Source organism: Acinetobacter sp. V116_7 (assembly GCF_056735735.1).
Window position 1 is genome coordinate 726,784 of the sequence record NZ_JBWZIF010000028.1, and the last position, 22,806, is coordinate 749,589.

22 protein-coding genes are annotated in these 22,806 nt (G+C 39.3%); 9 read left to right on the top strand and 13 right to left on the bottom strand.

The features are described from left to right. Positions 1–156 precede the first annotated feature (156 nt). The 5 genes from AC1PJP_RS17425 to AC1PJP_RS17445 form a co-directional block, all read right to left on the bottom strand. The gene (locus AC1PJP_RS17425) at positions 157–1,023 is read right to left on the bottom strand and encodes a cysteine ABC transporter substrate-binding protein (RefSeq protein ID WP_000209985.1); all 867 of its coding nucleotides are present in this window, start codon (positions 1,021–1,023) and stop codon (positions 157–159) included. Between the two features lie 82 nt (positions 1,024–1,105). Continuing rightward, entirely contained in the window at positions 1,106–1,966 is an 861-nt protein-coding gene (locus AC1PJP_RS17430) for a transporter substrate-binding domain-containing protein (RefSeq protein WP_192454741.1), read from the bottom strand. 30 nt (positions 1,967–1,996) lie between these two features. Continuing rightward, the gene (locus AC1PJP_RS17435) at positions 1,997–2,728 is read right to left on the bottom strand and encodes an amino acid ABC transporter ATP-binding protein (protein ID WP_001130360.1); all 732 of its coding nucleotides are present in this window, start codon (positions 2,726–2,728) and stop codon (positions 1,997–1,999) included. Between the two features lie 2 nt (positions 2,729–2,730). Further along, positions 2,731–3,396, bottom strand: coding sequence for an amino acid ABC transporter permease (locus tag AC1PJP_RS17440; RefSeq protein WP_000418066.1), 666 nt, complete (start codon positions 3,394–3,396; stop codon positions 2,731–2,733). Next, complete coding sequence (locus AC1PJP_RS17445; RefSeq protein ID WP_002114214.1) at positions 3,386–4,045, bottom strand: amino acid ABC transporter permease; 660 nt, start codon at positions 4,043–4,045, stop codon at positions 3,386–3,388. Before AC1PJP_RS17445 ends, AC1PJP_RS17440 begins: the two co-directional genes overlap by 11 nt. Positions 4,046–4,109: 64 nt before the next feature. Here AC1PJP_RS17445 and AC1PJP_RS17450 point away from each other — a divergent pair, with 64 nt between their 5' ends. Then, a complete protein-coding gene (locus tag AC1PJP_RS17450) occupies positions 4,110–4,223 on the top strand; it encodes a hypothetical protein (protein ID WP_077168412.1) in 114 nt (37 codons plus the stop codon). A gap of 107 nt (positions 4,224–4,330) precedes the next feature. On the opposite strand, the gene AC1PJP_RS17455 is transcribed toward AC1PJP_RS17450, so the two are convergent. Beyond that, positions 4,331–4,615, bottom strand: coding sequence for a GNAT family N-acetyltransferase (locus tag AC1PJP_RS17455; protein WP_001025680.1), 285 nt, complete (start codon positions 4,613–4,615; stop codon positions 4,331–4,333). A 258-nt stretch (positions 4,616–4,873) separates the two neighbouring features. On the opposite strand from AC1PJP_RS17455, the gene AC1PJP_RS17460 reads away from it, so the two are divergent. Beyond that, positions 4,874–6,079, top strand: coding sequence for an MFS transporter (locus AC1PJP_RS17460; RefSeq protein ID WP_479760858.1), 1,206 nt, complete (start codon positions 4,874–4,876; stop codon positions 6,077–6,079). On the opposite strand, the gene AC1PJP_RS17465 is transcribed toward AC1PJP_RS17460, so the two are convergent. Beyond that, complete coding sequence (locus tag AC1PJP_RS17465; protein WP_002048265.1) at positions 6,057–6,947, bottom strand: LysR family transcriptional regulator; 891 nt, start codon at positions 6,945–6,947, stop codon at positions 6,057–6,059. The two genes, AC1PJP_RS17460 and AC1PJP_RS17465, sit on opposite strands and share 23 nt — an antisense overlap. 285 nt (positions 6,948–7,232) lie before the next feature. Here AC1PJP_RS17465 and AC1PJP_RS17470 point away from each other — a divergent pair, with 285 nt between their 5' ends. Together AC1PJP_RS17470 and AC1PJP_RS17475 are read left to right on the top strand one after the other, a co-directional pair. Beyond that, a complete protein-coding gene (locus tag AC1PJP_RS17470) occupies positions 7,233–7,709 on the top strand; it encodes a cyclophilin-like fold protein (protein ID WP_005304294.1) in 477 nt (158 codons plus the stop codon). A 45-nt stretch (positions 7,710–7,754) separates the two neighbouring features. Further along, entirely contained in the window at positions 7,755–8,825 is a 1,071-nt protein-coding gene (locus AC1PJP_RS17475) for an alpha/beta hydrolase (protein WP_479767877.1), read from the top strand. Positions 8,826–8,872: 47 nt separating this feature from the next. On the opposite strand, the gene AC1PJP_RS17480 is transcribed toward AC1PJP_RS17475, so the two are convergent. Both AC1PJP_RS17480 and AC1PJP_RS17485 read right to left on the bottom strand, forming a co-directional pair. After that, positions 8,873–9,832, bottom strand: coding sequence for a response regulator (locus tag AC1PJP_RS17480; RefSeq protein ID WP_479767879.1), 960 nt, complete (start codon positions 9,830–9,832; stop codon positions 8,873–8,875). Continuing rightward, entirely contained in the window at positions 9,829–13,293 is a 3,465-nt protein-coding gene (locus tag AC1PJP_RS17485; RefSeq protein ID WP_479767881.1) for a hybrid sensor histidine kinase/response regulator, read from the bottom strand. Before AC1PJP_RS17485 ends, AC1PJP_RS17480 begins: the two co-directional genes overlap by 4 nt. Before the next feature lie 195 nt (positions 13,294–13,488). Here AC1PJP_RS17485 and AC1PJP_RS17490 point away from each other — a divergent pair, with 195 nt between their 5' ends. Then, entirely contained in the window at positions 13,489–15,105 is a 1,617-nt protein-coding gene (locus AC1PJP_RS17490) for a purine-cytosine permease family protein (protein ID WP_004702319.1), read from the top strand. A gap of 55 nt (positions 15,106–15,160) precedes the next feature. Here the strand turns inward: AC1PJP_RS17490 and AC1PJP_RS17495 are convergent, their stop codons facing one another. Beyond that, positions 15,161–15,616: an Lrp/AsnC family transcriptional regulator gene (locus AC1PJP_RS17495; protein WP_000376211.1), complete on the bottom strand. Its 456-nt coding sequence runs from the start codon at positions 15,614–15,616 to the stop codon at positions 15,161–15,163. Positions 15,617–15,772: 156 nt separating this feature from the next. On the opposite strand from AC1PJP_RS17495, the gene AC1PJP_RS17500 reads away from it, so the two are divergent. Continuing rightward, on the top strand, positions 15,773–16,384 hold the full coding sequence (locus tag AC1PJP_RS17500) for a LysE family translocator (protein ID WP_479767884.1): 612 nt from the start codon (positions 15,773–15,775) through the stop codon (positions 16,382–16,384). Positions 16,385–16,455: 71 nt separating this feature from the next. Here AC1PJP_RS17500 and AC1PJP_RS17505 read toward each other — a convergent pair whose 3' ends face one another. Next, a complete protein-coding gene (locus AC1PJP_RS17505) occupies positions 16,456–17,067 on the bottom strand; it encodes a LexA family protein (RefSeq protein ID WP_032003407.1) in 612 nt (203 codons plus the stop codon). A gap of 288 nt (positions 17,068–17,355) precedes the next feature. Between AC1PJP_RS17505 and AC1PJP_RS17510 the strand changes: the two genes are divergently transcribed. Next, positions 17,356–17,589, top strand: coding sequence for a hypothetical protein (locus tag AC1PJP_RS17510; protein ID WP_004793031.1), 234 nt, complete (start codon positions 17,356–17,358; stop codon positions 17,587–17,589). Positions 17,590–17,648: 59 nt separating this feature from the next. Here the strand turns inward: AC1PJP_RS17510 and AC1PJP_RS17515 are convergent, their stop codons facing one another. After that, positions 17,649–18,701, bottom strand: a complete 1,053-nt coding sequence (locus tag AC1PJP_RS17515) for a KGG domain-containing protein (protein WP_479767886.1) — start codon at positions 18,699–18,701, stop codon at positions 17,649–17,651. A gap of 474 nt (positions 18,702–19,175) precedes the next feature. Here AC1PJP_RS17515 and AC1PJP_RS17520 point away from each other — a divergent pair, with 474 nt between their 5' ends. After that, a complete protein-coding gene (locus AC1PJP_RS17520; RefSeq protein WP_005304267.1) occupies positions 19,176–19,577 on the top strand; it encodes a DUF6367 family protein in 402 nt (133 codons plus the stop codon). A 139-nt stretch (positions 19,578–19,716) separates the two neighbouring features. After that, entirely contained in the window at positions 19,717–20,595 is an 879-nt protein-coding gene (locus tag AC1PJP_RS17525) for an SDR family oxidoreductase (protein ID WP_013198212.1), read from the top strand. Positions 20,596–20,650: 55 nt separating this feature from the next. Here the strand turns inward: AC1PJP_RS17525 and katE are convergent, their stop codons facing one another. Next, positions 20,651–22,795, bottom strand: coding sequence for a catalase HPII (gene katE / locus AC1PJP_RS17530; RefSeq protein ID WP_479767889.1), 2,145 nt, complete (start codon positions 22,793–22,795; stop codon positions 20,651–20,653). Between the last annotated feature and the right edge of the window lie 11 nt (positions 22,796–22,806).

The window sequence follows — 22,806 nt, forward strand, 5'->3', positions numbered from 1 at the left end:
AAAAAACTTTCTCATCTACAGAACCTGACCACTGTTTCCATCTATAAAAAAATATTACAAAAACATTATCTTTATAAATTATGGGCAGGCTGTAGATGAATCTTAGCTCGAGTAAATACTATCTAGAGTTCTAATCTTTAGAGGTTATTAGCACGATTACTCAACCAATAGATCTTTTGGATTAATCGTATCGCCATAGACTGGTTTTAACGTTTTTTCATAAGCCTGATGAATCACGCCTTCTTTCGCCAGTTTCTCTAAATCTTGGTTCAACCAGTCCAGCAACTCTTTATCACCTTTTTTCACTGCTGGTGCAATTAAGTCCTGCTCACCTAAATTGGTAATGCCAACGGTGTAGTTTGGATTTTCTTTAGCCCAAGCTAAAACCAGCAAGTTATCATGTGCAAGCGCAGCACCACGACCATCTTTTAAAGCATCAAAAGTTTCAGTGTTTTGTTCATACTTTTGTAGTTTAATTTCAGGATGAGTCTTGGTGAAGAATGAATCAGCCGTTGTACCTTTATTTACCAACAAAGTTTTGTCTTTCAGTTGAGCCACATCAGTAATCGGATGACTTTTTGGAGAAACCACACCTAGTGCCACTTTTAAATAAGGTTTAGCAAAATCGACCACTTCTTTACGTTCTGGTGTAACAGTAAAGTTGGCAAAAATAATATCTACTTTATTGGCTTTTAAATATTCGACACGGTTAGCCGCTTCAGTTAAAACAAACTCAACTTTGTTTTCATCGCCCAGCAAATCTTTCGCAACATGCTTGGCAATTTCTACATCAAAACCCTGATTTTTACCTTGAGCATCTAAATATCCAAACGGCGGTTTATCACTAAATACACCAATTCGTACCACGCCATTCTTTTTGATCTGTTCAATACTCGACACAGTTTGTGTGGTATCGGCCGTTTTTTCAGTAGACTGAGTTCCTTTGTCACATGCAACTAAACCCAAACTCAGTAAAGACGCAGCTAAAATATGCTTCACGTTTTGAAATGTTAATGTTGTCATTATTTCACCCTATCGTTCTTGTAAAAGTCTTATTTAAAATCGCAGCGCCTACTTTCAGACACTGCTCTAGCGATATCGAAAATTATTGGCCTACATCTAAAAACACATTCGGATTGACCGAGTCACCGTAAATTGGTTTCAAGGTTTCATCATAAATTTTATTAATTTCACCACTTGTTCTTAGCTGCTTAATTTCAGTATTAAGCCAATTCAATAATTGGGTATTGCCCTTTTTAACTGCTGGTGCAATAAACTCTTGATCACCAATAGACTGAATACCTGCCACATAACTTGGGTTCTTCGCGGCCCACGCTAATGCATAAGTACTATCTTGTGAAATTGCATCACCACGACCATCAGTTAAGGCTTTAAAGGCATCCGAGTTTCTTTCAAACTTGAGTAAATTCACTTTTGGATAATGCTTGGTAAAGTAGGTATCTGAACTTGTGCCTTTATTTACAATTAAAGTCTTACCTTCTAATTGGGCAATATCTGTAATCGGCTTGGCTTTAGGCGAGACAATACCAAAAGCACCTTTTAAATAAGGTTCAGCAAAATCGACAACCTCCTTACGTTCTGGCGTTACTGTAAATGTAGCGAATACAACATCGGCACGATTTGATTTTAAAAACTCCACCCGATTTGAAGCTTCAGTCACAATAAACTCAACTTTCTTTTCATCACCGAGCAAGTCTTTAGTCACCCGTTTTGCTAAAGCCACATCAAAGCCCTGATTATTACCTGCACTATCTACATAACCAAATGGCGGATCATCAGCAAAAACGGCAACTCGTAGAACTCCATTTTTTTTGACTTGCTCTAAAGAATGGTCTTCTTGAGTATTGCTTGCCTGTTCAGTTGATGGCGTTTTACTACACGCAGTTAATAACACCCCAGCAACAGCAAGACTGCTTAATATTTTTATTGAATTACGTTTAAACATTCACTTCCTCATGATTCAAATAATAAAAATTTAGTACGACAAAATATTTAAGAAGGCTTTCGCTCGTTCTGTTTTTGGCTGTTCAAAAAATTCTTCTGGTGAAGCCTGTTCAATAATCTTGCCCTTATCCATAAAAATAATGCGGTCGGCAACCTTGCGTGCAAAGGACATCTCATGTGTCACAATCAGCATCGTCATTCCTTCATTCGCCAATTTAAGGACTACATCAAGCACCTCTCTGACCATTTCCGGATCAAGCGCAGCAGTAATTTCATCAAGTAAAATGACTTTAGGTTGCATGACCAATGAACGCACAATAGCGATACGCTGCTTTTGTCCACCTGAAAGCTGTCGCGGATAATCGAGTTTTCGCTCAAATAGTCCCACTCGCTTTAACAACTCATCTGCTACTTGTTCAGCTTCATCACGGTGACGTTTTTGTACTTTAAGTGGTCCAAGCAAAATGTTGTCAATGACATTCATATGCCCAAACAGCTCATAGTTTTGAAAAACCATGCCAATTTTTTGACGAGCATTCGTCCAGTCCACATCTTTACCGAGCACACCTGAACCGGTTAAACGGATTTCACCACCCTGAATCGGTTCTAAGCCATTAATACAGCGCAATAAGGTACTTTTACCGCAGCCCGATGGACCTAAAATAACAACCACCTCTCCTTGTTCTACATCTAGATCAATCCCCTGTAAAATATGACTTTGTGCAAATGATTTCTGTAATTGTTGTATCGATAACAAAGGCATAATTACTCCCAGACCTTTTCTAAATGTGCCGCCAAACGCGATAAGGGATAGCAAATCAGAAAATACAAAATAAAAATAAAGCCATAAATCCAAAGAGAAGCGCTCGGCACGGTCAACAGCGAATTTTCAATAATTTGCTGGCCAACTTTAATCACCTCGACCACACCAATCAGGACTGCCAAAGAGCTGGTTTTCACCATTCGAGTAAATAAATTAATCGCGCCTGGTGTTACTCGTTTTAAACTTTGCGGAAAAATGACATAGATCAAAGCTTGAACATGGGTAAGTCCGAGCGCATAGGCTGAATCGCGTTGATGCTGATCAATCGAGGTAATGGCTGCACGAACCAAATCGCCCATTTCTGCCGTACCCCATAAAACAAATACAACTACGCATACCCACATTGCGGAAAACTGCCAGTTAAACCATGTTGCAAAGCCGAAATAAAACACGAACAGCAAAACTAAAATTGGAATGATTCGAATGGCTTCTAAATACAGGCGGCACAATGCTTTAACGACTATGTTTTTAGACGTCATAATGACGCCGAAAACTGTGCCGAAAATTGCAGAGAAAAACACTGAAATAAATGCAATTTTTGCAGTTGCCCAAAGTCCCCACATTAAACGTTCGAGGTGACTCGCTTGAAATAGATAATCAAGTTCCATGGCTCACCTTCCGACTTCTGTGCTCCAGATAGCTGGTTAAAATAGACACGGGCAATAAAATAATGAGATAAGCCATGATGAGTAAGAACAAAGCTTCTGTGGTTTTATAGTCCATGCCAATTAAGTCTTTGGTGACAAAAAGCAATTCAACGACAGCAATTGCACTGACCACAGAACTTTCTTTAATTAGAAATAGACAATTTGCCCCTATTGCCGGAATTGAAATAGCCAGTGCTTGTGGGAAAATGACATATCTAAAAATTTGAATCGGTTGTAGACCAATACTTTTTGCAGAGTCAATCTGCCCTTTTGCAACAGACTGCAAACCTGCTCGGAAGGCTTCAGCCATATAGCTTCCACCCAAAAAGGTCAATCCGATCACACCACAGGCAAAACCATCGATTTTTATACCCAGCTTTGGCAAACCGTAATACAAAAAGAACAGTTGAATTAATAAAGGGGTATTTCGAGATAACTCAATATAGAACTGGGCAATTCTATTTAGCACCCGCACGCGATATGTGATTAAAATGCTGCAAATTAGCCCTACAATAATTGCCAGAATAATGCTGATAATTGAAATCTTCAGCGTGGTCAAAGTTGCAGAGAAAAATTGCGGCAACACACTATGGATATACTGCCAGTTCAAGGAAAATTCCAAAAAATAATATTAAAACGTTATAAATATTTAGCTTTCATCAGCTATTAAATATTTGTGCAACGAGTTTATTTTTTTCCCAATTGGTCTAAAACTATTTTTATTAGATAAGCTTTTCTATAAGTTTGATAAATTCGATCTGACAATCGAAAACCTTCGAATCAGTTGAATACAACCGCTCAAAACATATTCACTAAAACAAAAATGAATAATAAAACCAATAAAAAATCGGACACCAAGGCCCGATTTTTATTAAATAATTTTTTAATCTATTGTTTACTTTCTCAGTACATCACCAATACTTGGGTCTTTATCAAAAACCGATTTAGCATATGGGCAAAGCGGAATTACTTTTACGTCTTTTTCACGAACAAAAGCCACCAAAGCGTCAAGTAATTGGCGACCTACGCCTTGTCCACGATAATTTTCATTCACATCTGTGGCATCAATAATTAGCATGCTTTCGCCTGCCCATGTATAAGTCATTTCACCTGCAACGGTTTCACCATCAAGTAAGCTAAAGCTGCCGTGTTTTGTATCATCTTTTTGTTGAATATTCACAATGAATTCCTCGTATTACGACTCATATTTATTTAGAAATGACTTTGTATAATCTTTATCTATAAGAACAAATCTAAGTGTAAAAAAATAGCCTGTTTTTAGCAGCGAGTCTGTATGCTTTTTAAATACAATTCATGCATAAAACTCATAATTCTATTCGTAATTCTGCGTCTAATGCTCTCAAATCATTACTGTTAAGCTCTGCGACCAGATTTTATTCATTTATGAAAATTCAATGGTTTTGAGATTGGAACTTTTATGTCTTCTTTTCATCAAATTGAGCAAAGCCCATATGAACATTCAACACCAGCCTGGGGTGCTGTCTTTGTAATGTCGCTCTGCTGCGCAGTATTAATTGCATCTGAGTTCATGCCCGTAAGTTTACTCACCCCCATCTCTTTAGATTTAAATATGAGTGAAGGCCAAGTGGGTCAAGCAATCGCAATTTCTGGTATTTTTGCTGTGATGACCAGCCTGTCTATTAGTCGTGTATTTAAGGCATGGGATCGACGTCATATCATTTTATTACTCACCCTACTGATGATTGTCTCTGGCATAGTCATTACATCTGCCCATTCTGCGGCTTTGTTTATGTTGGGTCGTGCAATCTTAGGCGTAGTTATTGGTGGTTTTTGGGCAATGTCGACATCAATTGTCATGCGACTCGTTCCTCCGCTTTCAGTACCTAAAGCACTCGGTTTATTAAATGGCGGAAATGCTCTAGCCACCACAATTGCAGCACCATTAGGAAGTTTTTTGGGTTCAATTATTGGCTGGCGTGGTGCTTTTTTCTGTATTGTTCCTATCGCGATTGTTGCACTTATTTGGCAATTTAAAAGTATGCCCTCTCTTCCAGCAATATTGTCAGTTGAGAAATCTAAAAATCCATTTGGTTTACTAAAACGCCCAATTGTACTTTATGGGATGACCGGAATTTTATTACTCTTTATGGGCCAATTTGCGCTATTTACCTATCTACGCCCATTTCTAGAAACCGTTACTCATGTCGATGCGACAATGCTATCCATTTTATTATTAATATTGGGTTTAGCAGGTTTAGTGGGTACATTTGTAATTAGTTTAATCCTCCACCAACATGTTTATCGTTATCTGATTCTTATTCCATTCATCATGGCATTGATTGCTGGAGCTTTTGTATTTGGTGGTGAGCATTTATGGTTTGTTGCCATATTGATGGGTTTCTGGGGCTTTATTGGAACGTCGGCACCTGTTGCATGGAATACATGGCTTGCCCAAACACTACATCAAGATGCTGAAATTGGCGGTGGTTTGATGGTTGCGATTATTCAATTTGCAATTACTCTAGGTGCAACTATAGGTGGATTGTTATATGACTCACATGGTTATAGCGCCACGTTCTATATGAGCGCAACTGTTTTGCTATTAGGTGCGATTACTGCTTTTCTTACATGGAGAAATGCTACTCACGTAGCACATCGATAACTAATCGTAGTGCAGGTGAAAGTTGTCTTCGATGTGGATAGTACAAATGGTATCCGGGAAACTGGATACTGTACTCTGCTAAAACTTGAATCAGCGTCCCTTCTTTTAGATCCTCTCGAATCAAATCTTCGGGAATATAAGCAAGTCCAAATCCAGCTCTAACCGCCTCGACGATATCGTAGCTTTCATTAAATATCCATTGCCCCTGAATTTTGATTTTTGTCTCTTGACCATCTTTCACAAATTCCCACGCATACACGCTGCCTTGGGTGGTTAAACGATAGCCAATACATTGATGATTGATTAAATCTTTAGGAGTATTAGGAATTCCATATTGTTCAAAATATGCTGGTGTTGCTATTACCGCCATTTTGACATCTGGACTAATACGTACTGCAATCATGCCATCAGCTACGCGGCTTCCGAAACGAACGCCTGCATCAAAGCGCTCTGCCACAATATCGACCATCCCACTATTGGCAGTTAGTTCAACTTGCACATCTGGGTAATCACCCGCAATCTTTTTAAGTTTTGGAATCAGCACTTCCCGTATCGCATGGCTACTAGCATTAATCCGAACCGTACCAGCGGGTTGGTCTCGAAATGAAGTTAAAAGGGATAATTCATTATCGATTTGGTCAAAACTAGCACTAATCGTTTGTTTCAACCTTTCGCCTGCTGCTGTAGGTGAAACACTACGTGTAGTTCTGGTCAGGAGTAACATTCCCAAACGTTCTTCTAAACCCCGAATCGTATGGCTTAGCGCAGATTGTGAAATTCCCATTTTCCCTGCGGCTTTAGTAAAACTACCCTCTCTTGCCACCATTAAAAAAGCATAAAGATCATTATAGTTTTCTTTATTTATCATCTGCTTTATCTCTTATTGGGGAGTCAACCTCATTATAAAGGATAAAACTATTCATGAATATTACTCATAAGTCCATGTTTGTTTTTTAGACTAATTATTAAAAAGAAGATTCGTTAAAATCTATATCAAGCAGTAAATATGAAGATTTAATTAAACTGAGGCGATTATTATGAGTCATTTTATTATTGTAAAAAATTAATAAATTCCACTCATATCTTTACGTTAAAGAATAAATAGCTTCATTGCTTTTATGTGCTTTTTCTTAAAGAAGCGAGGTGAATTGATATGGCTAGTTATAAGTTTTTTAAAGGCTTAGTCAGCCTATGTGTTTTGTTCTCAGTGACTTCCGCTTCTTATGCAATAAAGCCTCAAGGTAAAAATCAACAAAGGGGATCGATGATGAAAATCCGTATTGATATAGATGGAACACAGCAACCGCTATTTGCCACATTAGCCATGTCACCTACTGTTGAAGATTTTGCCAAACAGCTTCCTTTGACATTAATACTTAAAGATTATGACTCCACTGAAAAAATAGCTGATCTACCCACCAAGCTAACTACACAAAACGCGCCTCATGGATATGCCGGAAAAGCAGGTGATCTTACCTATTATGCTCCTTGGGGTAATCTAGCTTTTTTCTATAAAGATTCTCATGTTGGTTATGCCAATGGCCTCATTTTTCTTGGAAAACTAGATGCTATTCCCCAAGCATTCAAGCAAAAACAACCCATCAAAATTTCAATTTCACAAATCAAATAAGCATGCACCTACTCACCCATTCACATTGTTTAAATTGAGGTATTTATGAGTACATCTCCCTTATTTAAAAAGCTTAAAACCCATACGGCGGCTGCAATTTGTGCAGCAACTATTGGTCTATTTTCTTCAACTTCAGCTATGGCGGCCGATATGTCTAATGGTGCGAATAACTTTTATCAAAGTCAGCAAGTGACTATTCAAAAAGTGACTTTTAAAAATCAATACAATATGGATATTGTTGGCAATCTAGTTATTCCCAAAAATTTGAATAAAAAGACCAAAGCCTCTGCAATTATAATTGGCCACCCTATGGGGGCTGTAAAAGAACAAAGCTCTATGCTTTATGCACAAAAACTGGCTGAACAAGGTTTTGTGACCTTAGCAATTGATCAATCATTTTGGGGTGAAAGCGCGGGCCAACCAAGAAATGTGGTGGCACCAGACATTTATGCAGAAGCGTTTAGTGCCGCTGTAGATTATTTGGGAACACAATCTTTCATTGATCCTAATAATATTGGTGTATTAGGTATTTGTGGAAGCGGGAGTTTTGTCATTAGTGCAGCAAAAATTGATCCGCGTTTAAAAGCTATTGCCACTGTAAGTATGTACGACATGGGTGCAGCAAACCGCAATGGCTTACGTCACTCACAAACCCTAGAACAAAGAAAACAAATTATTGCAGAAGCCGCTGCACAGCGTTATGTTGAGTTTAAAGGTGGTGAAACAAAATATACCAGCGGAACTACGCATGAGCTAACAGCAGATACAAACCCTATTCAACGTGAATTTTACGACTTTTATCGTACTCCACGCGGAGAATATACGCCTAAAGGTTCATCGAGAGAGCTTACAACCCACCCAACGCTCACCAGTAATGTCAAATTTTTAAACTTCTACCCATTTAACGACATTGAAACGATTTCACCACGTCCGATGTTGTTTATTACAGGTGATCAAGCTCATTCAAAGGAGTTTAGTGAAGAAGCTTATAAACTCGCAGGCCAACCTAAAGAACTTTACTACGTTAAGGGTGCTGGACATGTCGATTTATATGATCGGGTCGATCTCATTCCATTTAATAAATTAACCAGTTTCTTTAAACAGAACTTGAAGTAATACAGTTGATAGAGGCTCAATACGGGCCTCTAGCTTTTTAATTAACTTTAATGAAACTCTTGTACCAGACTATTAATGTGCGCCACAGCAGCAGTTCGATTTTCAACGCAAAGTTTTTCAAAAATATGCTCTAAATGCTTGTTCACCGTCCGCGGGCTAAGCTCCAATATTTCTGCAATATCTTTATTGGTTTTCCCTAACAACAACCAGTGCATGACTTCTGCCTCACGTTGAGTCAACTGTGGGCAATATTTCAAAATATCATTCATGTCCAAAGCTGGTGTAGAAGTCTTAATCTGTATCAGATAATTTTTTGCCACACTTGGTTCAGTTTGCCACGGCGTAAGCAATAAAAGCTGTAATTGCTGAGATGGCGTTGAATAAGAACAGCTTGTTAATTTTTTAGGGTCTTTTTCATGCTCTAAGTCTGAAAACCAAGCTTTTAAGCCTGCTTCAAAGCCCTCTAACTCAGGTAAATATTGATTCAGTAAATCACTGGCTTTTTGAGTTTTCCAAACAATTTTACCTTGAACATCTAGCGCAAGAATGGCTGTTTCAGTTGCATCAATGACCTGTTTTTGTTGTTGCAATAGTTTGGCATGTGCCAAATGTGTTTTTACTCTTGCTAATACTTCTTCAATATTCAGAGGCTTGGTTACATAGTCCACCCCACCGACCTGAAAACCACGCACAATATGCTCTGTCTCAGACAAACCTGTCATAAAAATAACGGGAATAAACTGTGTAATTGGACTCGCTTTAAGCTGTATACAACTTTCAAAACCATCCATATGTGGCATATTGCCATCAAGCAAAATCATATCTGGTAAGCATCGGTGTGCAATTTCAATTGCACTCAACCCATCGGTTGTGACAAGCACGCGATAACCTGCCTGATCCAGACTTTCATGTAACAAGCCTAAATTTTCTGGTACATCATCCACAATCAGAATAACAGCCTGCTCGTTTGGCGAAGCTTGCTGAAAAGAAACATGTTGCGTACTCATTGCTTATCCTGAATTAATCGTTGCGCGTGTTTTAAATCAAACTTTTGAATAGCGTGTTCAAGCTGTTCCCATAACTCATCATGCTCTGGAAAATTTTGACGGCACTGCATTAAAGTCTGTTGAATTCCACGAATGTACCCCTGCCCAATTAAATCATTTAATTGCTGCAAGCTTTGCGGTAAATCAAGCAGATCATTATTTTCTGGTTGTGTAATTGATGTATGAACAGTGGCTTGCTCTTGCTTAAACACTTTTACATCCAATGCTTGAACTTCATTATTTTGAAGGTTTGCATCTGATTTGGAATCAATCCATATCAAACCTAACTTATCTCCAATTTTACTGAGCAACAAATTCAGATCGATTGGTTTTAACATAAAGTCTTCACTTAAGACCGCATCTTGTGGATTGACTTCACGCTCGCCTGCATTGGCCGAAATAATTAAGATCGGTACATTGGTAATATTATTCTGACGTAACAAACGCGCAGTTTCCCACCCGCCCATCAAAGGCATATTTAAATCCATCAAAATCAGGTTCGGCTGAAAAATAGGTACACGTCTTAAACAATCAATGCCCGACTCGGCTTCTTCAATCATAAATCCCAAAGGTTTGAGAAAATTAGCGACTAAACCTCGGTCCACCGCTTCATTATCGACAACCAAAATTCGTTTTCGTTCGCCTTGATAACCTGTGATTTGGTTGGAATAAACATTAGAAATTGGATGAACCACTTCTTTTGAAGGTAAGTAAAACTTAATCTTAAACTGTGACCCATCATTGAGCTGACTAGTCACAGATAGCTGTCCGCCGAGTAAATCAACCAATAGTTTTACAATCGGAAGACCGAGTCCTGTTCCGGTAAATCCGCCTTGCACTACATTACTGCCCCGTTCAAACGGGTTAAAAATTCGTTCTAAATCTGCTTCGGCAATACCACAGCCCGTATCTCTAATTTCAAAATAAGCCGTTTGAAAACGATACTCGACTTTCAAAGTAATTGTACCGCTCGTCGTAAACTTTAAAGCATTGCCCAGTAAATTGATGAGCACTTGCTCTAGGCGTTTTTTGTCGGTACGGACATAGTGCGGTAGGTTCTCTCCAATTTCATAAATAAACTGTAAATTCTTCTGTTCAAACTGTGGCTGAAACATTTGAATAATCTGTTCAATAAAATTGGGGAAATGAACATCCACTACGTTTAAAGAAATCTTGCCTGTTTCAATACGTGCTAAATCTAGTAAACCATCAATGAGTGAAGTCAAATGCTGCCCACTACGGCTAATCACACCGAGTGCCATTTTGCCTTGTTCTGAAAGCTGCTCTTGTTTTTGAAGTAATTGGCTATAGCCCAAAATGCTATTTAGAGGTGTTCGTAGTTCGTGGCTAATGCCAATGACATAACGGCTTTTTGCATCATTTGCTCGCTCTGCTGAAATTCTGGCATCTTGCAGGTCTTTTGAAGTGACTTCATGGGCAGCAATTTCATCAATCAATAATGCTGTTTGCTGATGCGTTTCGATTTCGGCATTACGACGACTTTCATCGTTTAGTACCAACCACCATGCAGCAACACTCATCAATAAAAATAATATCGTGTAAATTTTGACAAATAGCGTAAATAGCTGAGGAACGGCTGCCGCATTAATGGTTTCTAAGTAGGTCTTTTCTTGGATATAAACCAGACTTAAACTCACTGCCAAAACAATAGAAAGACCTAAAGTCAGTAATAAATACAAACTGACCCTGCTATTTAAACGGCTAGCCCAACGTTCAGGTAAATACTGCCAAATGGCTTTTTTGAGTTGTACTGACCAACGTGCATCGGGTTTACATAAGTCGTGACAGCGTGCTTCAAGTGAACAGCATAGAGAACAAATCGTACCGTTATAGGCTGGACAGCCCGCCATATCTGCAAGTTCATAGTCCCGTTCACACACGACACAATTTGCAACCGATGTCGCCTGAATTTTTTCAGGCTGGCGTGCGATGTAATATTTGCCTTTGGTTAAGTAAGCAATAATAGGAACACATAACACCGCACTTCCTAGAGCAATGAAACTCGCCAATCCTTTTGCCATGAGTCCAAAAAAGCCCAAATAACTCAGCATCGATAACACTGAGGCAATCAGTAAGGCACCCACACCTACGGGGTTAATGTCATATAAATAAGCACGGCGAAATTCAATTCCCTTTGGGCTTAAACCTAAAGGTTTACAGATAATTAAATCGGCAACAACCGCGCCAATCCATGCCAAAGCGATATTGCTATATAGCCCCAAAATGCGTTCAACCGCATGGCTAATGCCCATTTCCATCAAAACAATGGCAATAAAAACGTTAAAAAGAAGCCAGACAATTCGCCCCGGATGGCTATGAGTTAAGCGCGCAAAAAAGTTGGACCATGCCAATGAGCCAGCGTAGGCATTGGTCATATTAATTTTAATTTGTGCCAAGCAAACCAGTGCTAGAGTCAAGATTAAAGCAAGCTGAGGATTTGGAATAAACTGTTGATAGGCAACCCAATATAGATAAGTCGGATTGTCTAGTTCAGAGACAGGAATAAACAGCTGAAAAGCCAATACCATCAGCAGCATGCCCATCAAAACTTTTAGAAAACCGAAAATAATCCAAGATGGCCCCCCTAAAAAAACAGCAAAACGCCATGCAGTTCTGTTCTTTTCTTGTTGCGGTAAAAAACGTAAATAGTCGGCCTGCTCACCAATTTGGATCACAAATGAAAAAATAAGAGTGCAAGCCGCACCAAAGTAATACAGGTTAAAGTCGGTTGAATTTGAAACCGCACCAACAAAATGCAGACTACTACTTAAAATTTGTGGTTGTTTCCAAAGTACAAAAAACCACGGTAATAACAGCAACAAAAGCCAGATTGGTTGTGTGATCGCCTGAACTTTATTAATAAAACCAATACCTTTAACCACTAGAGGCAAAATCACTAAGGCAGAAATTAAGTAACCAATAACTTGCGGGATACCTAAAGCCAGCTCAAGTGCCATCGCCATAATTGCGGCTTCAAACGCAAGCAAAATAAAGGTAAAGCTGGCATAAATCAGAGAGGTAATGGTCGAGCCAATGTAGCCAAAACCTGCACCACGAGTAAGCAAATCGACATCTACATTATATTTTGCAGCGTAATAACTAATCGGCCAACTGGTTAAAAATATGATGGTACATACCACAATTGCTGCCCATACTGCATTGCTAAAGCCGTACTGCCAAAGCATGGTCGCCCCAATGGCTTCCATAGCCAAAAAGCTGACTGTCGAAATTGCGGTATTGGTAACAGTCCAAGGTGACCATTTACGTACAGAGGTAGGTGCATAGCGGAGCGCATAATCTTCGATACTTTCATCGGCCACCCAAATATTATATTCACGGCGTGTTTTGATCACACGTTGTGGCGCTTGTTGGGGGCGTGAAGAATCTGGCATAACACTCATGTTTTGGATGGGGCTGCATTAAACCCAGCAATCCTTATGCCAAAAGTCATTTATCATGGCGATTTTCTCTAATACGCACATATACGCAAAATAACGTATTTTCAATTTTTCCCAAAAATCACACACTCAAAAACATCAAAAAACAATGATCAATATTTGTGTTGATTGACCGAAAATGATTGGGAGGTTGATGTTATGAGTGTATCTGAACATCCAAATCTGGACACTGTGCAAGGTACAGATTCACAAAAAGCAGTGAATGAAACCTTAGAAGATTATACTTTACGTTATGCTCCACACAGCTTTCGGCGCTGGAGTCCCAAAGTTGTCGCTATTACTGCACTTGGTGGTATTGCCTATCTTGCTGACTTTTCTATTGGTGCCAGTATTGGTATGTCTTACGGAACAACCAATGCTGTTTTCTCCATTTTATTTGCAGCGATTATTATCTTCTTAACCGGCATTCCTTTAGCCTACTACGCAGCGCGCTATAACATCGACCTTGACTTGATTACCCGCGGCGCAGGTTTCGGTTACATCGGTTCGGTTCTTACCAGTATCATTTTCGCCAGTTTCACATTTATTTTCTTTGCCCTTGAAGGTTCAATCATGGCGCAAGGGTTATTGCTCGGTTTAGGCATTCCGCTTTGGGCAGGTTACCTCATCTCAACCATTATGGTCATACCGCTGGTGATTTACGGTATGAAAGCCTTGAGTAAATTACAAGTTTGGACTACCCCACTTTGGCTCATTCTGATGATTGGTCCTGTGGCCTACCTGATTTATCAAGAACCTACTTTAGTCAGCCAATTTGCTACTTTTACAGGTAAAGAAGGTTTTGCAACCGTAGACATGGCCGCGATCATGTTAGGTGCTGGTATTTGTTTATCGTTAATCATGCAAATTGGTGAGCAAATTGATTACTTACGCTTCATGCCTGCGAAAACAAAAGAAAATAGCAAAGCATGGTGGGCAGCAGTTATTTCAGCAGGTCCAGGTTGGGTGATTTTAGGAGCGATCAAACAAATTATTGGGGCATTTTTAGGGTTCTATTTACTCACTAAAATACCGGGCGTAAACAGTACTGAACCTGTTCAACAGTTTAATGCAGCGTTTCATGACATGCTTCCGGGCTGGGCTGCTTTAACACTCGCAGTGATTTTGGTGGTTATTTCTCAAATTAAAATTAATGTGACCAATGCTTACTCTGGTTCCCTTGCATGGACAAGCGCCTACACACGTATTAGCAAACATTATCCGGGTCGTATTGTCTTTGTGATGGTGAACTTGGCAATTGCGCTTGCTTTAATGGAAGGCAACATGTTTGCGGTACTGGGTAAAATCTTAGGGTTCTATTCAAACTTTGCCATTGCATGGGTTGTGGTTGTTGCAACAGACATTTCAATCAACAAATATGTTTTAAAACTTTCACCGAAAGAACCGGAATATCGCCGTGACATGCTCTACAACGTAAACCCTGTCGGTATGGTTGCATTCCTTGTATCAGCAGGCTTATCAATTGCAGCATTCTTCGGCTTACTTGGTAGTTTCTTGGCGCCTTACTCACCGCTTATCGCACTTGTACTTGCCTTTGTATTAACACCAATCATGGGCTTATTAACCAAAGGAAAATACTACATCAAATCACATGATGACGGCATTAAAGAACCACGTTACGATGCTGAAGGTACACCTGTAGCAACGGTTTACCACTGCCGCGTATGTGAGCAAGGTTATGAGCGTCCAGATATTATGTTCTCTCATAAACATAACGGCACGATCTGTTCTTTGTGTAAAACACTCGATGCTTAAATATTCTTAAAACTAAAAAAGAAGCTTTAAAGCTTCTTTTTACGCCTGATGATTTTTAGCCAATCGGAAATAAACGTTCAGGCACTACATCTTTCATCACAATGGTTGAGATGAGTCGTTGCACACTGGGAATAGCAGATAATTTTTCATCATACAAACGCTGAAAAGCCGGTAAATCTTTAGCGACCACATGTAGCAAATAATCTGGCTCACCAAACAAACGCTGCGCTTGAATAATTTGCGGGATGTCTATCACGGCATTTTCAAACTTCTCGACTGCCTGTTTATCACCTTCTTTAAGCGTAATAAAAACAATCGCTGAAAATTCAAATCCCACTAAGTTTGGGTCGAGTTCTGCCCGATAGCCTTTGATGGCTCCCGACTCTTCTAAAGCCTTCACTCGTCTATGACAAGGTGAAATGCTCAAACCTACTTTTTCTGCCAACTCAGTGATAGATAATCGGCCATTTAATTGCAATTCAGCAAGAATCTTTTTATCCGTGCGATCCATTTAGAAAAATTTACCCCAAATGAGTGTGATATGAGCAAACATTTAAAAGCACATTCTAAATACATGAGCATATTATTTTCAACAAGCTCGAATAAATAGGGATTTTTTCTAAACCACGAGCGAAACCTTTGGAAAATAGTTTGCCGAGATAAGCATATGGCTTTTAACATTTTTATTGCATTTTGGAGTGTCTCCATTCTTTTTATTATTACGCCAGGGGCAGACTGGGCCTATGCCATTTCGGCAGGGATTAAAGGCAAAGTCGTCGTACCCGCTGTTGCAGGTATGCTATTTGGCCACTTTATTACGATTTTATTGGTAGCAGCTGGTGTCGGTCTACTTGTAGCAAATAATCCAACTGCACTCATGATCCTAACAATTGCAGGTTCTGCTTATTTGTTATGGATGGGAATAAACTTATTACTTACCCCTCCTACTCCGAACGAGTCAGGTTCTGAAAAAGCGCAGTCATGGTTGAGCTGGGCAACCAAAGGTGTATATGTAAGTGGGTTAAACCCGAAAGTTTTTTTGCTCTTTTTAGCGCTGCTTCCTCAATTTATTGACACTACTGCTTCTTGGTCTGTGACAACACAAATTCTTGCCTTTGGTGTTGTACACATGATTAGCTGCGCAATTATTTACTTAATGGTGGGTTATGGTTCAGAGGCTATTTTGAAAACCAGACCACAAGCAGCAAAGTTAGTCGGCCGTTTTTCGGGTGGTTTAATGGTCGTTATCGCAACGTGCTTATTGATTGGGCAAATTTAAAAGTCATTCAGCAAAAAGTTACTGGCCTCGATTTCAAGTCAGTAACTTAAATAATAAATATAAGAAAAAAATTATCTCATTCGTTTGAGGTTATACGTCACGACTCCCCAAATAACCAGTTCTTGCCCCTCTTCAATATAAATATTCTGATAATCAGGATTTTCTGCTTTTAGCCAAACTTTAGGTGGATGAAATTGACTATCAATCATTAAGCGCTTCACAGTGAAATCATTGTCGATGAGTGCAATCACAATATCACCCGATTTAGCGGAAATACTACGGTCCACAATAAGCGGATCATTAATATCAATTCCAGCATCTAGCATGGATAAAGAATTGGCTTTGACAATAAACGTGGCATTTTCATTTCTAATTAAATATTCATTTAAATCGAGTGCTTGCTCAATATCATCTTGTGCAGGTGAAGGAAAACCTGCCGCAACACGTTCTGTTGCTAAAGGAATGTGGTAAATTTTATCGTTATTCGGGTGAACCTGTTGAACATTAAGTTTTGAGTTAAAGTCGGTTAAATTATTGGTTTTGACATTATTCAGTAACCAATTTTTGATAAAGTTAACTTGAGACTCGGGAACACGAATGACTTTGGTGGGTTCATTGAACTGTGCTTTACGTCCGGCATTTTCTCGTACACCGCCATGCTCGAACTCTTTCTTCTTTGGCATATTGCCTCCCTTTTCACTGTTCAAATCCTACACAAACAATGTAACTTGAAAAAGTTACATTTTCAAGTTGACGAAATATTTTTTTTGCATAACAATAAATCTCATGATCAGATTTTAATCCATTTTGCTTTTAACAGGGATGTTTTAATCAAAATGGCAATTTGAAGAAAATCAAAACCTATTTCGAGATAGTCATTATTGCTGACTGTTTTTTGATTTTTATCAAATGAGATTCTGAACACTTAACATTCTGGTTAAATTCAGTTTTTTGGTATGGAGACATGCGAAATGAAAAATCAACGTGATGCGGTTTTAGGTTATGCAAATGAGCAACATGCTTACTATATCCGCCTGATTGAAAATGATGCGGTTTTAGGTGAAAGCTACGGATTATTCTGTGAAAATCCTGATAGCGAAGCAGCCGAAAGTATTATGACGACGCTGTTTTTAAAAAAATCTTTTTGGTTAAACGGTTCTGAATACATTGATATTGTAAAAGGACTACAACTGCTCCCACAGTAAAGTAAATAAATTAAAAAACGAAGGAGGCAAAAGCCTCCTTCGTTTTTAAAACATTATGCTTAAGACGTAAAACGTCCAGAGGCATCACGTTTTTGATTACGAGAGTTTTGTCCACGACCGTCATAATCGTCGTCATCACGGCTGCGGCCACGGCCTCGACCACCTGAGCGGCTACCGCGATCGTCATCATCATCGTCATCACGGCTACGACCGCGACCTCGGCCACCTGAACGGCTACCGCGATCGTCATCATCATCGTCGTCACGGCTGCGGCCACGGCCTCGACCACCTGAACGGCTACCGCGATCGTCATCATCATCGTCGTCACGGCTGCGACCGCGTCCTCGGCCACCTGAACGGCCACGATCGTCATCATCGTCGTCATCACGACTGCGGCCACGGCCTCGACCACCTGAACGGCTACCGCGATCGTCATCATCGTCGTCGTCACGGCTGCGGCCGCGTCCTCGGCCACCTGAACGGCTGCCGCGATCGTCATCATCATCGTCATCACGGCTGCGACCTCGGCCTCGGCCGCCTGAACGGCTACCGCGATCGTCATCATCGTCGTCATCACGGCTACGGCCACGTCCTTGGCCGCCTGAACGGCTACCGCGATCGTCATCATCGTCGTCGTCATCACGGCTACGACCTCGGCCTCGGCCGCCTGAGCGGCTGCCGCGATCGTCATCATCATCGTCGTCATCACGGCTGCGGCCACGTCCTCTGCCACCTGAATGGCTACCGCGATCGTCATCATCATCGTCATCACGGCTGCGGCCACGTCCTCTGCCACCTGAACGGCTACCGCGATCATCGTCATCGTCGTCATCATCGCGACTACGACTGCGACCACCATTTTTATGGCTTAAGGCACCCGCTTCACGAGCTTCCTCAGATGTAAATTCATGTGCATTACCGCTTGCATGCGCAGCTCGACCAGCTTCACGAGCTTCTTCAGAGGTAAATTCATGCGCATTACCACTGGCATGGGCTGCTCGCCCACCTTTGCTGGCTATTTCTCTAACTCTTTCAGGATCCATACTTGCAAATCCACGATTTGAAGTACCTGTACTATTGTTATCATCATCTTCATATCTAGTATTAGCCATAGTTATATCTTCCTATATTTAATTATAGTCACTACCGCTTTTGATTAACGGATTTAATAAAGATAGAAGATCTATAATATTTTCCTACCGATGCACTGTATCAATCAATTTAAATGTATATAAAATGAAAGATTAAAAATTCTATAACTTTATTATTTAAATAAAGTTTTATACATTCTAATTTTTCTCACATTTTACTTTTTAAATAATTAGCTCACTTATTATTACTTAACTGCACATTACAATATATTTTTACAAACAGATTTAAAATATCTATACAAACAACAAAACAGCTTAACTATAAACAAAAATTAAAATAATGAAACATACTTACTTAAACAAACACAGAGTAAAACACTTATTTTCAATAAAAAACAATAATATATATCATTACATTTTCAAAAGAAAATTACTTGAGAGATTAATATGAATATTTAAAACTAGTTTTATTAAGGCAATTTGAGTAGTTTAGCCATGCAATTAAAAGATCAAGAGTCAACACTACAATACATTCATATTTCTATCCCAGAAATTTTACTTGGGCATATTAAGTCTAAGAATTCATGGCAAAATTATGACCAAGAATGGAGCTATAGATTAGATCCTCCGCATGCGAGCCATCCCTTCCAAAGAGATTTACATATTATTAAGTCAAAGAATATAGAGCAAGAAGACATAAAATTATTGCTTGACAATATCATTATTAAAAATAATAAAGAGACACAAAATATTGAAGGTGCTAAAAAAATTATTAAAGAAATTTTAGACTTATCCAACAATATACCTATTGAAAACTGGTTAGAAGATACAGGCAATAGATCTATTATTGAAAGTATGATTGATAAGAACAAAATCAAATTAATGGATATTATTTAACTTTTAAATATAAAATATTTTTTTACATCCTTACAAATAAAATAACAAAGACAACTTATTAAAAAATTCATTTTACTCATATTTACGTAGTAACAGCGCACTATTTATAAATTAGATATTTAACCGAGGTATTTGAAGTATGGAAAACTCAACAAATCAGTATCCAACATCCGCACCTGCACAAGTTCAATCTCATCAACCAGGCGATCAGGAAAAAATGCATCCTGAACCTGAGATTATAAAAAGCTCTCATAAAGGTAGCGATAAGTTAAAAGATAAAGTTGCCGTTATTAGTGGTGGCGATAGTGGTATAGGTCGTTCTGTCGCAGTATTGTTTGCCCGTGAAGGTGCGGATATTGCCATCCTTTATCTTGAAGAAGATAAGGATGCCGAAATCACTAAACAACTTGTTGAAAGAGAAGGACAACATTGCCTTTTATTAAAAGGTGATATTTCTGACCCAGATGTTGCAAAACTCGATATTGATAAAGTTCTACAACATTATGGAAAAATTAATATTTTAGTGAATAATGCTGGCGTGCAATATCAACAAAAGGAAATTGAAAGTATTAGTAATGAGCAATTAGAAAAGACATTTAAAACTAATATTTTTCCAATGTTTTATCTTACTAAAGAAGCTATTCCTTATATGGAAGAAGGCGACAGTATTATTAATACGACTAGTATTACCAGCTATCAAGGCCATGATGAGCTTATTGATTATGCAAGTACCAAAGGTGCGATTACGACTTTCACACGTAGCTTATCAAACAATTTAATGAAGCAGAAAAAAGGAATTCGGGTGAATGGTGTTGCACCAGGTCCGATCTGGACTCCATTAATCCCAAGCAGTTTCGATGCAGAAACGGTTAAGGAATTTGGTAAAGACACACCAATGGGAAGAATGGGACAACCAAGTGAAGTTGCACCTGCTTATCTTTTCCTTGCCTCAGATGATGCAAGTTATATTACAGGTCAGGTGATTCATGTAAACGGTGGTCAAATCGTAAATGGTTAATCCCTAAGATATAAAAAAGCCCTGAAAGATAAATCTTTCAGGGCTTTTTTGTTTATTAAGCTGGTACTTGAGCGGCTATTTGTTCTCGTGTCCAAACACGATGAGCCATAATCAGTTTTTTGAATTTTTCAGCAATAGGCTGAAATTCATCTTCAACTAAAGTACCTTCATCGGCAACTAAACCTAGCGGTTCAAGCAAATCAGATTTATTACCTAAAAACGCAATTGGTTTTAAATGCTTATAAGCTTCGAGTACATAGTGACGCGCTACGCCATCTTTCAGCACGGCATTTAAGTTATCGCCATCAGGAATAATTACCGCATCATAAGCAATTGAAGGTTCAGCCATTTGCATACCATCAGCCACAATAATGTTGTCTTTATGGTCTTTTACTGGAGCCAAGCTCGGCGCTAGTAAATGAACAACTGCACCTTCTTTAATCGCCCAATTTTTAATAGCTTCAAGTGTATCTGACTTGACAAGGTTATGAATAAGTACAGCAACTTTTCGGCCTTGAATATCCTCTGGTGGGAAAGCCAAGAAAGATAATTTAGCCGATTTTTCAACTGCGGTTTTCTTATAATCTAGAGTCAAATCAGGAACTTCAATTCCTAAGTTAGCACCTACTTGTCGAGCTAAGTCGAGATCAATATTTGCCAAAATTTGTTGAACTTGGCGCTCACGAATGTGTTTTCTTTGCACTTTACTTAATTCAAAAGTATAGGCATCGACCACATGCTTTTGCTCATGAGGCGCAAGGCTCTTGTAGTAAAGGCGCGGTTGTGAAAAATGATCGGAGAAGGTTTCACTTCTTTGACGAAGTTTATGCCCGCTAATTTGTTCAGGATAGCTTTCAAAACCACCATTTGAAGCGGCGGGTGGCGTTTCTGCTGGCCAATCATTATCAATTGAGTTTGGTTGATAGGAAGCCTGCCCTTTGTGAATCGTATGTTGGTGGATACCATCACGTTGATTGTTATGGAATGGACACACTGGTTTATTGATCGGAATTTGATGGAAGTTTGGTCCACCTAAACGACTTAACTGTGTATCGGTGTACGAAAATAGGCGTGCTTGTAAAAGTGGGTCATTTGTAAAATCAATGCCTGGTACGATGTGTCCCGGACAGAAAGCCACCTGCTCTGTTTCTGCAAAGAAATTATCTACATTTCTATTTAAAACAAATCGGCCGATTGGAGTCACTGGAACCAACTCTTCAGGAATAATTTTGGTTGGGTCTAATAAATCGAAGTCAAAGTTCATTTCATCTTCTTCTTCGACAATTTGTACGCCCAATTCCCATTCAGGATAAACCCCATTCTCAATCGCTTCATAAAGATCTCGACGATGGAAATCTGGATCTTTACCTGCAAGCTTTTGAGCCTCATCCCACACTAAAGCACTTAAACCTTGTTTAGGGGTCCAGTGGAATTTCACAAAATGTGATTTCCCTTGGGCATTAATAAGACGGAATGTATGAACACCAAAACCTTGAATTGAACGTAGATTACGTGGGATAGCACGGTCCGACATTGCCCAAATTACTGCATGAGCTGACTCAGGAACTAAAGACACAAAATCCCAGAAAGTATCATGGGCAGTTGCTCCTGTTGGCATTTCTGTATCTGGTTCAGGTTTTACCGCATGAACGAAGTCTGGAAATTTAATACCGTCTTGCACAAAAAAAACTGGTGCATTATTGCCGACTAAATCGAAATTACCTTCTTGGGTATAAAACTTAATCGCAAAACCACGAATATCACGAACGGTGTCAGCAGAGCCACGTGGTCCCTGCACTGTTGAGAAACGTACAAAAATTGGTGTCTGAATGCTTGGATCAGTTAAAAATCCCGCTTTTGTTAAGCGCTCATTTCCTTCATAAGCTTGAAAGTAACCGTGCGCACCTACACCGCGTGCATGCACAATACGTTCTGGAATACGCTCATGGTCAAAATGGGTAATTTTCTCTCTTAAAATAAAGTCTTCTAATAGCGTCGAACCACGAATGCCCGCTCTTAAGCTATTCTCATTATCCGCTATTTTAACACCTTGGTTTGTGGTTAATGCTTCATTGGTTGCATCGTCTCTGACTGAGTCTAATTGTTCAGTTTTTTGGGTAGTATTGGCTTTATTTGCAGCGTCAGCACCAGCCATTTCACTTGTTTTATTTGTTGATTTAACATTATCAGTCATGTTCATTACCTATGTTT